Genomic DNA, 12,601 nt, shown 5'->3' with positions numbered 1-12,601 from the left:
CCGTGCGTTTGTGCCCACACCGGGCGCGCCCTCCACACCCGGCGCCCGACCTTCGCCCACCCCTGTCCCGGCCGGAGGCCTATTCGCCTCCGGCCGCAAGGGGGGCTGGAATCAGTTCAGCGCGGAGGCTTTGCGGTAGGTGAGGACCTCGTCGATGATTCCGTATTCCTTGGCTTCCTGGGGCGTGAGGATTTTGTGGCGCTCGATGTCCGCGCGGATTTCTTCGGGGGTTTTGTCGGTGTGGCGAGCGAGGGTGGATTCCATCTGGCGGCGGATGCGGAGGATTTCCTGGGCGTGGATCTCGAGGTCGGAGACCTGGCCCTGGGCGCCGCTGGAGGAGGGCTGGTGGATCAGGATGCGGGCGTTGGGCAGCGCCATCCGCTTGCCCTTGGTGCCCGCGGCCAGCAGGATCGCGGCCGCCTCGGAAGCCTGGCCGAGGCACACCGTCTGGATGTCCGGGCGGACGAACTGCATGGTGTCGTAGATGGCCATCAGGGCCGTGAAGCTGCCGCCCGGGGAGTTGATGTACAGGGTGATGTCCCGGTCCGCGTCGGCCGCCTCCAGGTGCAGGAGCTGGGCCATGACGTCGTTGGCCGAGGCGTCGTCCACCTGGACGCCGAGCATGATCTGGCGCTCCTCGTACAGCTTGTTGTACGGGTTCGACTCCTTCACGCCATAGCTCGTGCGCTCGGTGTACGAGGGCAGGATGTACCGGCTCTCGGGCATGTGCTGCATCTCGGCTCCTGCCTAGTACCGTGGGTCTACCTGTCTGACCCTAACGAACCGGCCAGGGTGGACACTCCCGAGTTCGCTCAGAGCGTTAACCGGCGGGGTCCACTACAGTGGGCGCCGTGGTCGAACTGCTGCGGTCCAACGATCCGGTGCTCGTGTCCTTCGCCGCGTCCCTGCTGAAGGACGCCAAGATCGAGCACGCGGTGGCCGACTCGAACATGAGTGTGATCGACGGCTCCATCAACGCGGTGCAGACGCGCGTCCTGGTGGCGGAGGGCGAGTACGACAACGCCCGCGCCCTGCTGCAGGACGCGGGCGTCACGATCGAGGCCGACTAGGGCAGCGGGATCCGCAGAATCGTACCGCCGGCCGGGCAGACACCGCAGTTGGACACGTAGGCGGCGCCGCCCCTGATGGCGAGCCCGCCCGGCCCGAACAGGCCCGTGCTCATGACGACCTGCTGCGACCCGTCCCGCCTGACCTTGATCAACGCCCCGGTCAGGTCGCCGGAGGCCAGCCCGGCGTGCGAGACCTCCAGCGCGTACAGCGAGCCGTGCCGGTCGAACGCCAGGTCGATGACGTTCGTCAGGCCGCTGGCGTACACGGTCGGCGCGTGCCCGGGGACGACCCGGAAGATGTTCGCCTGCCCGGGCGGGAACGGGAACCCGGTCAGCTGGGACACGTAGAACGCCCCGTCCGGCCCGATCACCACGGAGGTCGGCACCGCGTGCACGGGGGCGCCGCCGACGGTCAGCTCGGGCAGAACGGCCACAGTGGACACTGTGCCGTTCCGGCCCACCCACACCAGCGTGTTTCCGGCCGCATCCGCGACGGCGGAACCCCAAGGCGTGGCCACCACGGAGTTCGGGTTGGTCTCGGGACCGCGTTTGTCGGGGTCGGCCGTGGCCTCGTACCCGGCGATGTCGGCGACCTTGCGCCGGCCCAGTTTCAGCAGCCACCCGGCGTTCGCCCCGCCGTCCGGCAGTGCGGCGCGTGCCGCGGGCGCGGCGCCGAAACCGACCGTGTAGAGCACATCGTGGCCCTGCACCGACACATCCGACGGGCCCATTGCCTGTGAGCCGTCGGGGTTCGCGATGGACGACAACCCGGTCACGACCCGCTTCTGGCCGCCGTGGCCGATCTTCGTGATCGCACCGGACGTGCCCCAGCACACCGGGCCGCCGTTCGGTCCCGGGAAACACGGTCCGGCGCCGCCCTTCCCGGCCTCGGCCACATACAGCGACCCGTCGGCCGCGAACGCCAGCCCGCGCGGGTTGTCCAGCCCGGAGGCGACCGTGGTCACCCCGTGCGCCTGAGCCACCCCGGGCGCGAACAACGCGACAAGCACCCCGACCACCAGCACAATCGCCGGTCTCATCCAGATCCCTCCCAGAGAAGTCCACTTTGGACATATCGGGCATGCGCCCGCACTGTAAGGAGATACCGGAAACCAACCTCGGCCGGTGGGGCTCAGCGCCCCTGCCCGCCCCCTAGCGCCCCCTGGCTCCAGCTGGCGATCTCCATCCGGTTGGCGGCGCCCAGCTTGGTCAGGATGTTGCTGACGTGCGACTCCACCGTCCGCTCGGACAGCACGAGCCGCTCGGCGATCTGCTTGTTCGACAACGCCTGCGCGATCAACTCCGCCACTTCCGTCTCCCGGCGGGACAACGGGTTGCTGTTGCGGGCAGCAGTACTGATCTTGGCCAGCAACGCATCCGCGGCCGCCAACTGCCCGGGCAGGTCCAGCAGCCGGAACTCCGCCGCCGCGCCGGTGAGCAGCTCCTTCGCCCGCGCGAGCGACTCCCCTTGCGCGACAAGGGTCTTGGCCAGGCCGAGGCGGCTCACCGCGAGGTACGGGCGGGCCGAGATGGCGGCGTTCATCCGGATCGCGGTCTCGAAGTGCGCCACGGCGGCGTCCAGCCTGCCGCAGGTGAACGCCAGCTCGCCGAGGATCCGGGCGGTGGACCCGGCGCAGAACAACGGCCCGGACCCGTCACAGCCGTAGTCCGGTTCCAGCGCGGAGAAGCAGCGGTAGACGCGTTCGGCCGTCTCCACGTCGCCGAGCATCGTCGCGATCAGTCCGATGTGGAACACCGTCGGCGCCCATCTCGGTCCTATCTGGAGGGTTTCCGGCATGTGCCGGAACTCCTCGAAGGTCGCCACGGCCTGTTCGGTCTCCCCCAGCATGGCGTGGGTCAGCGGGATGAAGACCCGGACCAGCACCAGCTCCGGCATGCCGCGCAGCAGCGCGAGGGCCGCCTCGCCGGTCGCCCGGTCGATGGCGCCGCGCATGATGCTGATCTGGTTGAGGAACGCGTAACCCAGTCCGGCGGCGTCCCCGGAACCCAGCCGCAGGGCGATCCCGCGGGCCTCTTGGTTGTGGGCCAGCGCCTGGGGGATCTCGCCGACGAGGGCCGCCCGCGCCGCCCTGGCCCTGATCAGGTGCCACCGGGCGAGCAGATGCCCGCGGGCCGAGGCGAACTGTTCGATCTGGCCGAGCTGATGGTCCACTTCGGACAGATCGCCGCGCTGGAACGCCGCGTCGGTCAGCCAGAGGTGACCCCACAACGCGGCGAGCGGCTGTCTGGCCTGTTCCGCGAGCTCACAGGCCCGGTAGGCCAGTGCCATCCGCTCGGCGAGGAACTGCGGCGCGCACAACGTGAAATGCCGGGCGTGGATGCCGTCCATCAACGCGTCGGGATCGCCGCTGGCCTCGGCCAGTTCCAGCGCACTGGCCGACAGCTCCTGCGCCCGTAGGTTCGCACCGGTGTCCACGGCGGCGATCGCCCGTTTGGCGAGCAACTGGGCGCGGACGGCATCCGGCTGGGGCAACCGCAACGCCGAGGCACACAACCGGTCCACGGCCGCCACTGTCTTCACGTCGCCGACTCCACGCGACACAAGAGCCGCCCCCGCGACGATCTCCGGACGCCCGGCACCCAGCCGGGCCGCCTCCAGGCTGTGTTCCAGGCACGGCCCGATGGCGCCCGCGACGAACTCGGCCCGCGCCAGCTCCAGGGTCAGCTCCGCTTGCGAGTCCACCGCGTTGTCCAGCGCCAGTTGCGCGAACTTCACGGCTTCGTCGTAGGCGAGCGCCTCGATCGCCGCCTTGGCCGCCTGCCGGGCCCACCGGACACAGTGGACCGGTTCGCCCGCTGCCCGCCAGTGGTAGGCGATCCGGCCCGCGGCGCAGTGATCGGCCTTCTCCAGTGCCTCGGCCGCCCGGCGGTGCAGCACAACCCGTTGTGAGGGCGGCAGTTCCGAGTACACCGCGTCGCGGACGAGGGCGTGCGTGAACGCGAGCGTCGCCGTCTCGGGCACCGACCGCAGTACCCCGGCCCGCACGGCGAGGTCGAGCATGGCGTCCACATCGGACTCGAGCGCGACCGCTTGCAGCAACGGCGGATCGATCTCCTCGCCGAGCACACTCGCCGCGCCCAGCACGCCCCGGGCCTCGTGCGGCAACCGGTCCAGCACCAGCCTGCGCAGCTCGGGGTGCGCACTGGGGTCGTCGAATGCCTTGCGTTCCATCAATATCCGGACGAACAGCGGGTTCCCGTTGGTGCTCGCCGACAGCCTGGACGCCACGGTGTCAACGTCCACACCGGGCTCCTGGGTCCGCAGCCAGACCGCGATGTCGGTTCGGGACAACCCCGTCAGCCGGATCGACTCCGAGGACCGCAGCAGCCCGGCCAGCGGCCCGGTCGCCTCGCGGAACGTGCCCACCACCAGCAGCCGGGTCCGGGAGATCTCCCCGGCCAGGTGGCTGAGCAGCCGCAACGAGGTCTGGTCGGCCCAGTGCAGGTCCTCCAGCACGATCACCAGCGGCCCGGCCGCGGCCAGCACGTCACAGGCGTCGGCGAACATCGTGAACTGGGCGGTCGCCGAGTCACCGGGCCGCAGCACGTCCGCCAGGCCAGGAACGTCCCGCGCCACTCGCAGCCACGGCCACAGCGGCGGCATGCCCGGGTCGTCCACGGCGTACCCCCGGGCGACCGGCACGGTGCTCTCGGCGGCGACCGCCGCGGCCAGCCGGCTCTTGCCGATCCCGGGGTCGCCGCTGACCAGCACGAGGCGGCCGGAGCCCGCGGCGGCGGCCGTCCGGGCGGCACGCAGCCGTTCGAGCTCAGCGGTTCGGCCGATCAGCGGAACGTCCACATCCAGCAGTATCGCCGTCCGTGCCCGATTCCGTATGCCTCTGGGTGCTGACACTGATCCACCGGAGCCGTCGCGGCCGAAGACTTCCTGGTCATGACGACTCAACTGGCACCCGGCCGCTGGCTTGTGACCGCCGGGCAGAACGCCACCTTCACCGCCCGCCAGTTCGGCAGGGACGTGCCCGGCACGATCCCGATCCTGTCCGGCACCATCGAGGTCGCCGAGAACGGGCAGCCGACGGCGATCCACGGCGAGCTGGACATCGGCGCCATCGACACCGGCATCGCCAAGCGCGACCAGGACCTGCGCAAGCCGCGGCTGCTCGACCTGGACGCGCACCCCAAGATGACCTTCCGGACCGGCACCGTGGCGGTCGGCGATGACGGCTGGCGGGTCACCGGGTACCTGACGGCCCGCGGCGAGACGGCGCCGATCGTCGGCACCGTCCGGATCGATGGCCCCGGTCAGCACACCGCCACGCTCACCGCGACCACCCGGGTGGATCGCCGCGACCTGCGGCTGCGCGCGCCGTGGTTCCTGATCGGACGGTTCATCGAGGTCACCGTGACCGCCAGGATCTCTAACACTGTTAGAGAGACCTCACCGGCGGTGCTCGCCGAGCGGTGACGCAGACTGGGCGGCATGCGGAGGATCATCGTGATCGGGATCGGCGCCGGCGACCCGGAGCAGGTCACCATCCAGGCCGTCAACGCCATCAACCGGTCGGACGTGTTCTTCGTCCTGGACAAGGGCGAGGTCAAGCAGGAACTGGTCGACCTGCGGTCGGAGATCCTGACCCGCTACGCGAACCACACCTACCGGGTCGTGCACGGCCAGGACCCGGAACGCGACCGGACGAGCGCCGCCTACGTCGAGGCCGTCGACGACTGGCGGCGCCGCCGCGCGGACGTCTGCCAGTCGATGATCGCCTCGTCCTTGGATGAGGACCAGACCGGCGCGTTCCTCGTCTGGGGCGACCCTTCGTTGTACGACAGCACTCTCGCGATCCTGTCGGACATCTCGGCGCGCGGCTCGCTGGAGTTCGAGGTCGAGGTCATCCCCGGGATCAGCAGCGTGTCCAACCTCGCTGCGCGCCACCGCATCCCGCTCAACCAGGTCGGCAAACCCGTGCAGATCACCACCGGCCGCCGCCTCGCCAACGCGTGGCCCACCGACGTGGACGACGTCGTGGTCATGCTCGACGCCCAGACCGCCTTCACCGAACACCCCGACGCGGACATCTACTGGGGTGCCTACCTCGGCACCCCCGACGAGATCCTGATCTCCGGCCCGGTCACCGAAGTGGCCGACCACATCGTCGAGACCCGCGCGGAAGCCCGCCGCCGCAAGGGCTGGATCATGGACACCTACCTCCTGCGCCGCGGGTTCCGCTCGTGAGTGGTTTCAGTCTTAGACGACTGAAACCACTCACGAAGCCAGGTACAGGACTTCGTAGCGGTCGCCGGGGGTGTCGTCGGGGAGGTCTTCCCAGAGGGTGAAGTGCAGGAGCTCCCAGTGGTAGGGGTCGATGGCGAGGACGCTGGCGCAGACGAGGTCGTTGTCCACTGAGGACTTGAGCTGGGCCGTGGCGTCGTCGGCGACGGTGGTCAGTTCGGCGTCGGCGGGGATGGGGGCGAGGACGCGGGTGGCGAAGCGGGCTTGGGTCGCGCGGCCGCGTTCCTGGTCGACGCCGGTCCAGTGCTTCACCGGTGGGCGGCCGAAGTCGGCGACGATGTTGTGGAAACCGCCGCCGCCCCAGAGGAAGCGGTTCATGCCCGCGGTGTCGTCCCAGACGTAGAACGGCGAGTACTGGTTGATGGGGGTCTGGCGCATCAGATAGGCCTTGAAACCCAGGCCGGGGAAACCGTCGAGCAGATGCCCCCGGGTGGCCACGCGGTTGCGGACAATGCCCATGTCGTAGTCCGCGGGCAGGGTGATCTCGTATTGCATCGCGTACACGATCAACCTCCCATTGTTCGGGTCAGCAATTCCTGAATTCCGTCGATGGCGCGGTCGAACGGCTCGGTGTCGCCGGCCGCGCGGGCCAGCACATAGCCGCCCTGCAGGGTCGCCAGGATGGTCGCCGCGATCGCCTCGGCGGGCACTCCGTCGGGCAGCGCCGGGGCCAGGACCGCAGCCAGCCGACCACGCAACCACTCGAAAGTGTCAGCCAGCGGTTGGCGCAGTCGACGGTCGGTGGCGACATCCGGGTCCTGGGTCATCCGACCCACCGGACAGCCCCGCAAAACCTCGCGTGACCTGCGTAGATACGCCATCACCCGATCGGCAGGCGAGCCCGGTCCGTCCAGGTCCGCGGCGGCTGCGGCCCGCAGGTCGGCGGCGGTGCGCTGGATCGCCGCGAGCGCCAGATCGGTCTTCCCGGCGAAGTGGTGGTACATGCTGCCCTGCCCCACCCCGGACCGCTCCTGGATGGCCTTCGGGCTGGTCCCGACATAGCCCCGCTCCCACAGCAACTCGCGTGTGCTCTCGACGAGCCGCTCCCTCGTGTCCATGTGTACATACTAGTAGGTACAGAGCGTATGTGCGCCATCCCCAACCGACAAGCGGCCCCGCACCGGGTACGTGGACAGCAAGACCACGGTCTTCGACCAGACCGAGGACAGCCATCTGACCTGCTTCCAGGGCTTCGAGCCGGTGCTGTGGTCCGGCAACGAAGCCGGCCTCACCTCCGCGGCGATCACCCGGTGAACAACTGGAATGTGCGGTTGGTCGGGCTCGACGAGAAGAACGCCATCGCGCCGCAAATGGAGTTCAACGGTAAGCCGTCGGTGACGGTCACCCGGCGACAACTGGCCCTGTTCTCGACATTCCCGAAGGTGGTCGCCATCGTCACCTACGACGAGCCGACCGGGCAGATCAGCCAGCACGCGCCGTACAAGCTGACCGCGAACGGGGTCATCCAGCCGGGCGGCTGATCGCCGGAACCGCTGAAAAGGGCCTCGCCGATCCGCGGCGGGACCCTTTTCTCCAGCCATTTCGCTGAATCGACGGTTGAGCGGCAACCCGGGCGGAATCACGCCATGTCAGCGACGTCCGCCGGGAAAAGACCGGTGCTTGAATGTGGCCGTTCGTTTTTTCCACACACCCCGGAGGACATTGATGGCGCGCTCCCGTGCGATCCGGGCCGCAGGCGTCGCTCTCGCCATTCCCCTGCTGCCGCTCGTCGGGGTGCATGCCGACGTGGCCGCCCAACAGCCGTCCGCACCCCCGATGACGCCGGTGACGGGCCTGCCCAAGGGAACCCACCTCAAGGTGGACGGCCAGGCGCGCAAGAGCGACGAGCCCGCCAGAGCCAACGGCGCGGCCAAGGCGCAGGCCGCCGCGGCCACCCCACCGGTCGGCACCGTCCGCCAATGGGTCGGGCTGGACGTGGTCCAGGGCAACGTCTACCGCAAGGACTACACCCTGCGGGCGGTCGGCAACAAGATCGAGGTCTGGGTGGCCAACGACCGAGCCTTCCCGGCCGGCGACTGCCGCAACGCCGTGCCCGGCAGCACCGACGTCACCGACGAGCAGGTCGGCGAGCTCATCTCCGAGTTCGACAACACCATGTACCCCAAGGAGACCAGCGGGTTCTCCACCCCGCCGAACCGGGACGGCACGCACGCGACGATGGCCGCGGACGCCGACGGCAAGGGCGGCGACTACACCGGCGACGGCGACAAGACCGTCACCCTGGTCGACAACGTCCGGGACGAGAACTACTTCGACTTCCCGGACTCGCTGTCCTACGTCGCCGGGTTCTTCGCCCCGGCCATCAACCAGGCGCTCGACCGCAACGTGATGACCATCGACGTGTTCGACTGGAAGCACAAGACGACGGCCAGCCCGCCGAACGACCCGACCAACGACGTGTGCACGACCCGCACGGCCGCGCCGTTCGCGTACGAGTCGACGTTCGCCCACGAATATCAGCACCTGTTGCAGTTCTACATCGACCCGACCGAGTCCACCTGGCTGAACGAGGGCCTGTCGATGTACGCCGAGTCGCTGACCGGATACTCGACCACGACGGCGATCTGGCCCGACCCGAGCGCGAGCATCCACATCGGCTGTTTCCAGGGCTTCGCCACGCTCAACGCGGGCGGTGGGACGACCCGGCCCTGCGGCGGCGCGGAGAACTCGCTGACACTGTGGAACGAAGGCGCCCCGGACGACGTGCTGGCCGACTACGGCAACGCCTACCAGTTCATGTTGTACCTGTACGACCACTACGGCCAGGACTTCATGTCCCGCCTGCACCGCGACGGTGAGCGCCACGGCCTGGACAGCGTTGCGGCGCAACTGAAGGTGGTCGGCGAGAAGGACCTGTCCAGGGTGCTGCACGACTATCAGACCTCCGTGCTGGTCGACAAGTTCGTCGGCGAGGACAGGGGCCGGATGCTGGGTGTCGACCGCAAGCGGGTGACCTCGGCGAGCGTCCGGTCCACTGTGGACCTGCCGAAGCCGGCCGCCTACGCGACACCGGGCGCGGCGCCCAACGGCGCCGACTACGTCCAGTTGCGTGGGGCCGACGGGGTCGTGCTCAAGGGATGTGACCTCAAGTCGCTGACCTTCGAAGGCGCGTCGAGCCTGCCGCCGACGTCGTTGCAGTGGACGGCTGTTACCAACGACCCTGACCGTCCGGGCGACTCCGTGTTGTGGTCCGGCAACGCCAGCAATCTCAACGCCGTCGCGGTCATCCCGGTGACCGTGCCGTCGGACACTCCGACGCTGCGGTTCCTCGCCAAGTACGGGGCTGAGGAGGGCTTCGACTATGCCTACGTGACCGTGTCCACCGACGGCGGCGCGACCTACAAGGTCATCAAGGGCGACAAAACCGTCGACGGCCCACTCGGCCCGGCACTGAACGGCAAGACCAATGGGTTCGAACCGCGCAGCTACGACCTGTCGGCGTATGCGGGCGAGAAGGTGCTGCTGGGCCTGCAGTACGTGTCCGACGGTGGCGTCAACGAGGGCGGCCTCTTCGTCGACGACGTCACCATCGGCGGGACGACGATCAGCGACGGCACTAACGTGACGGCGTTCAAGTCACCCACCCAGATCAAGCCGCTGTCGGTTAATAACTGGAACCTGCGGCTGGCCGGCCTGGACGAGAAGAACTCGATCGCGCTGCAAATTCAGTTCAACGGCAAGCCGTCGGTGAAGCTCGGCGGAGTGCAGCTCGCGTTGCTGTCGGCGTTCCCGAAGGTGGTGGCGATGGTCGCGTACGACGAACCGACCGAGAAGATCACGCAGTACGCCCCTTACAAGCTGACGGTGAACGGCGTTCCACAACCGGGTGGCTGATCTTCGATTGCGCTGAGTGAGGGGTTCCGCCGATCTCAGGCGGACCCCTCACTTTGGGTAGATCGACTGTACATACCAGTAGGTACAGGACGGAAGTACGCCATATCTCCTATTTCCATGCGTTTAGGCAAATGATTGAATGTGCCGTTCGTTTATGTTCCACAGCTCCTCTGGAGGGGGTTTCATGGCACGCACCCGTGCGATCCGGGCGGCAGCCGCGACTCTCGTCGTTCCACTTCTGCCTTTCGTGGCGGCACCGGCCGACGCGGCGACGCCGCCGGCATCGGTGTCGAACGTGGCCAGCGACATGAGAGAGATGACCCGCACGGACTTCACGCTGGACGGCAAGAAGTTCGAGGCACCGAAGTCGTACAACCCGAGCAAGAGCAAGGCGAAGGCCAAGGTGGCCGCGGCGTCCACGCCGCCGGTCGGCACCGTTCGCCAGTGGCTGGGCTCGGACGACTTCAACGGGCGCAACTACCGCAAGGACTACACCCTGCGCGGGATCGGCAACAAGATCGAGGTCTGGGTGGCCAACGACCGGGCCTTCCCGGCCGGTGACTGCCGCGCCCAGGTCCCCGGTTCGACCGACATCACCGATGCCCAGGTGAACGAGCTCATCTCCGAGTTCGACAACAACATGTACCCGAAGGAGACGGCGACGTTCTCGACGCCGCCCGACCGGGACGGCACGCATTCCACGATTCCGCCGGACGCCAACGGTAACGGCGGTGTGTACACCGGTGACGGCGACAAGACCGTTGCCCTGCTGGACAACATCCGGGACGACAACTTCTACAACTTCCCGGCCCGGCCCACCTACATCGCGGGTTTCTTCTCCTCGGCCTACAACGAGGCGTTCGACCGCAATGTGATGACCATCGACGTGTTCGACTGGGCGCACCGCACCACGGCCAACCCGCCGAACGAGCCGACGGCCGACCTGTGCACCAGCCGCCCGGCGCGCCCGTTCTCCTACGAGGGGACCTTCGCGCACGAGTGGCAGCACCTGCTGCACTACTACACCGACCCGCTCGAGGGGATCTGGCTCAACGAGGGCCTGTCGGACTTCGCGATGGCGCTGACCGGCTACTCCAACAGCAAGGCCACGGTGTTCGACAAGGGTGTGGACGGCCACCTGTCCTGCTTCCAGGGCTTCGCGACCGTCAAGACCGACAGCAACCCGAACCCGCGTGACTGCGGCGGTCCGGAGAACTCGCTGAACCTCTGGGGTGAGACGAGCAACCCGAACGCCGTGCTGGCCGACTACGGCAACGCCTACCAGTTCGTGCTGTACCTGTACGACCACTACGGCCAGGACTTCATCTCCCGCCTGCACCGCGACGGCCAGCTCCAGGGCCTGGCGAGCGTGGCGGCCGAGCTGAAGACGGTCGGCGAGAACGACCTGTACAAGGTGCTGCACAACTACCAGACCTCCGTTCTGGTGGACAAGATCGTGGACAACAAGCACGGCATTGTCCTGGGCGCCAACAAGAAGAAGGTCACCTCGGCGAGCGTCAACTCCACGGTGAACCTGGCCAACCCGACGGCGAACGCCCAGCCGGGCGCCGGGCCCAACGGCGCGGACTTCGTCCCGCTGCAGGGCGCGAACGCCGCCGCGCTCAAGGGATGCGACCTGCGGTCGCTGACCTTCGAGGGTGCCAAGACGTTGCCGGCTCTGCCGCTGCTGTGGACGGTCGTCAACAACGACCCCGACCGCCCGGGCAACCCCGTGCTGTGGTCGGGCAACGCCAGCAACCTCAACTCCGCGGCGGTCATCCCGGTGACCGTGCCGTCGACCGACCCGACGCTGCGCTTCGTCGCGAAGTACGGCGCCGAGTCCGGCTTCGACTACGCCTACGTGGTCGTGTCCACCGACGGTGGCGCGACCTACAAGGCGATCGCGGGTGACAAGACCATCGACGGCCCGCTCGGCCCGGCACTGAACGGCACCACCACCGGGTTCGAGCCGCGCAGCTACGACCTGTCCGCGTACAAGGGGCAGAACGTGCTGCTGGGCCTGCAGTACGTGTCCGACGGCGGCGTCAACGAGGGCGGGTTCCTCGTCGACGACGTGACCGTGGGCGCGACGTCCATTTCGGACGGTTCCAGCCTGGCGGCGTTCAAGTCGCCCACCCAGATCAAGCCGACCTCGGTGAACAACTGGAACGTGCGCCTGGTCGGGTACGACGAGAAGCACTCCATCGCGCTGCAGCTGGAGTTCAACGGCAAGTCGTCGGTGAAGCTCAACCGCCTGCAGCTGGCCCTGCTTTCGGCGTTCCCGAAGGTGGTGGCCATCGTCGCCTACGACGAGCCGACCGAGCTGGTTCAGCAGTACGCCCCGTACAAGCTGACCGTGAACGGCGTGCTCCAGCCCGGCGGCGCGTGATCCGTTAGGGAA

The 12,601-nt window shown here is 68.3% G+C and carries 12 protein-coding genes; 7 read left to right on the top strand and 5 right to left on the bottom strand.

The genetic code is table 11. From position 1 onward, the window contains the following. Positions 1-111: 111 nt before the first annotated feature. Positions 112-735, bottom strand: a complete 624-nt coding sequence (locus AB0J95_RS41850) for an ATP-dependent Clp protease proteolytic subunit (protein ID WP_364770828.1) — start codon at positions 733-735, stop codon at positions 112-114. Positions 736-851: 116 nt separating this feature from the next. Here AB0J95_RS41850 and AB0J95_RS41845 point away from each other — a divergent pair, with 116 nt between their 5' ends. Further along, positions 852-1,070, top strand: coding sequence for a DUF2007 domain-containing protein (locus AB0J95_RS41845; protein ID WP_364770826.1), 219 nt, complete (start codon positions 852-854; stop codon positions 1,068-1,070). Here the strand turns inward: AB0J95_RS41845 and AB0J95_RS41840 are convergent. Together AB0J95_RS41840 and AB0J95_RS41835 are read right to left on the bottom strand one after the other, a co-directional pair. Beyond that, positions 1,067-2,110 carry a ScyD/ScyE family protein gene (locus AB0J95_RS41840; RefSeq protein WP_364770824.1) on the bottom strand — a complete coding sequence of 348 codons (1,044 nt, stop codon included), beginning with the start codon at positions 2,108-2,110 and terminating at the stop codon, positions 1,067-1,069. The two genes, AB0J95_RS41845 and AB0J95_RS41840, sit on opposite strands and share 4 nt — an antisense overlap. 92 nt (positions 2,111-2,202) lie before the next feature. Beyond that, positions 2,203-4,890, bottom strand: a complete 2,688-nt coding sequence (locus AB0J95_RS41835; RefSeq protein ID WP_364770822.1) for an AAA family ATPase — start codon at positions 4,888-4,890, stop codon at positions 2,203-2,205. Between the two features lie 93 nt (positions 4,891-4,983). On the opposite strand from AB0J95_RS41835, the gene AB0J95_RS41830 reads away from it, so the two are divergent. Together AB0J95_RS41830 and cobF are read left to right on the top strand one after the other, a co-directional pair. Next, positions 4,984-5,517 (top strand): YceI family protein, encoded by a 534-nt coding sequence (locus AB0J95_RS41830; RefSeq protein WP_364770820.1) that lies wholly within the window; start codon positions 4,984-4,986, stop codon positions 5,515-5,517. Positions 5,518-5,532: 15 nt separating this feature from the next. Then, positions 5,533-6,288 (top strand): precorrin-6A synthase (deacetylating), encoded by a 756-nt coding sequence (gene cobF / locus AB0J95_RS41825; protein ID WP_364770818.1) that lies wholly within the window; start codon positions 5,533-5,535, stop codon positions 6,286-6,288. Between the two features lie 30 nt (positions 6,289-6,318). On the opposite strand, the gene AB0J95_RS41820 is transcribed toward cobF, so the two are convergent. Together AB0J95_RS41820 and AB0J95_RS41815 are read right to left on the bottom strand one after the other, a co-directional pair. Next, the gene (locus AB0J95_RS41820) at positions 6,319-6,840 is read right to left on the bottom strand and encodes a DUF4865 family protein (RefSeq protein WP_364771117.1); all 522 of its coding nucleotides are present in this window, start codon (positions 6,838-6,840) and stop codon (positions 6,319-6,321) included. A gap of 11 nt (positions 6,841-6,851) precedes the next feature. Continuing rightward, positions 6,852-7,403, bottom strand: coding sequence for a TetR/AcrR family transcriptional regulator (locus AB0J95_RS41815; protein ID WP_364770816.1), 552 nt, complete (start codon positions 7,401-7,403; stop codon positions 6,852-6,854). Between the two features lie 70 nt (positions 7,404-7,473). Between AB0J95_RS41815 and AB0J95_RS41810 the strand changes: the two genes are divergently transcribed. The 4 genes from AB0J95_RS41810 (at position 7,474) to AB0J95_RS41795 (ending at position 12,589) form a co-directional block, all read left to right on the top strand. Beyond that, positions 7,474-7,599, top strand: a complete 126-nt coding sequence (locus tag AB0J95_RS41810; protein ID WP_364770814.1) for a hypothetical protein — start codon at positions 7,474-7,476, stop codon at positions 7,597-7,599. Continuing rightward, positions 7,596-7,826, top strand: coding sequence for a hypothetical protein (locus AB0J95_RS41805; RefSeq protein WP_364770812.1), 231 nt, complete (start codon positions 7,596-7,598; stop codon positions 7,824-7,826). The genes AB0J95_RS41810 and AB0J95_RS41805 overlap by 4 nt, the downstream gene beginning before the upstream one ends. A gap of 184 nt (positions 7,827-8,010) precedes the next feature. Further along, positions 8,011-10,200: a hypothetical protein gene (locus AB0J95_RS41800; protein ID WP_364770811.1), complete on the top strand. Its 2,190-nt coding sequence runs from the start codon at positions 8,011-8,013 to the stop codon at positions 10,198-10,200. A 184-nt stretch (positions 10,201-10,384) separates the two neighbouring features. Continuing rightward, a complete protein-coding gene (locus AB0J95_RS41795; RefSeq protein ID WP_364770809.1) occupies positions 10,385-12,589 on the top strand; it encodes a hypothetical protein in 2,205 nt (734 codons plus the stop codon). Positions 12,590-12,601 lie beyond the last annotated feature (12 nt).

Source organism: Actinocrispum sp. NPDC049592, from assembly GCF_040675465.1.
In the GTDB taxonomy this organism is placed as follows: Bacteria; Actinomycetota; Actinomycetes; order Mycobacteriales; family Pseudonocardiaceae; genus Kibdelosporangium.
This window is presented reverse-complemented; position numbering and strand designations above follow the sequence as displayed.

What these genes read in the sequence shown, in the direction of transcription:
- AB0J95_RS41795 (WP_364770809.1), top strand. Translation starts at nt 10,385, where the DNA reads ATGGCACGCACCCGTGCGATCCGGGCGGCAGCCGCGACTCTCGTCGTT.
- cobF (WP_364770818.1), top strand. Translation starts at nt 5,533, where the DNA reads ATGCGGAGGATCATCGTGATCGGGATCGGCGCCGGCGACCCGGAGCAG.
- AB0J95_RS41850 (WP_364770828.1), bottom strand. Translation starts at nt 735, where the DNA reads ATGCAGCACATGCCCGAGAGCCGGTACATCCTGCCCTCGTACACCGAG.
- AB0J95_RS41820 (WP_364771117.1), bottom strand. Translation starts at nt 6,840, where the DNA reads ATGCAATACGAGATCACCCTGCCCGCGGACTACGACATGGGCATTGTC.
- AB0J95_RS41840 (WP_364770824.1), bottom strand. Translation starts at nt 2,110, where the DNA reads ATGAGACCGGCGATTGTGCTGGTGGTCGGGGTGCTTGTCGCGTTGTTC.
- AB0J95_RS41830 (WP_364770820.1), top strand. Translation starts at nt 4,984, where the DNA reads ATGACGACTCAACTGGCACCCGGCCGCTGGCTTGTGACCGCCGGGCAG.
- AB0J95_RS41800 (WP_364770811.1), top strand. Translation starts at nt 8,011, where the DNA reads ATGGCGCGCTCCCGTGCGATCCGGGCCGCAGGCGTCGCTCTCGCCATT.
- AB0J95_RS41815 (WP_364770816.1), bottom strand. Translation starts at nt 7,403, where the DNA reads ATGGACACGAGGGAGCGGCTCGTCGAGAGCACACGCGAGTTGCTGTGG.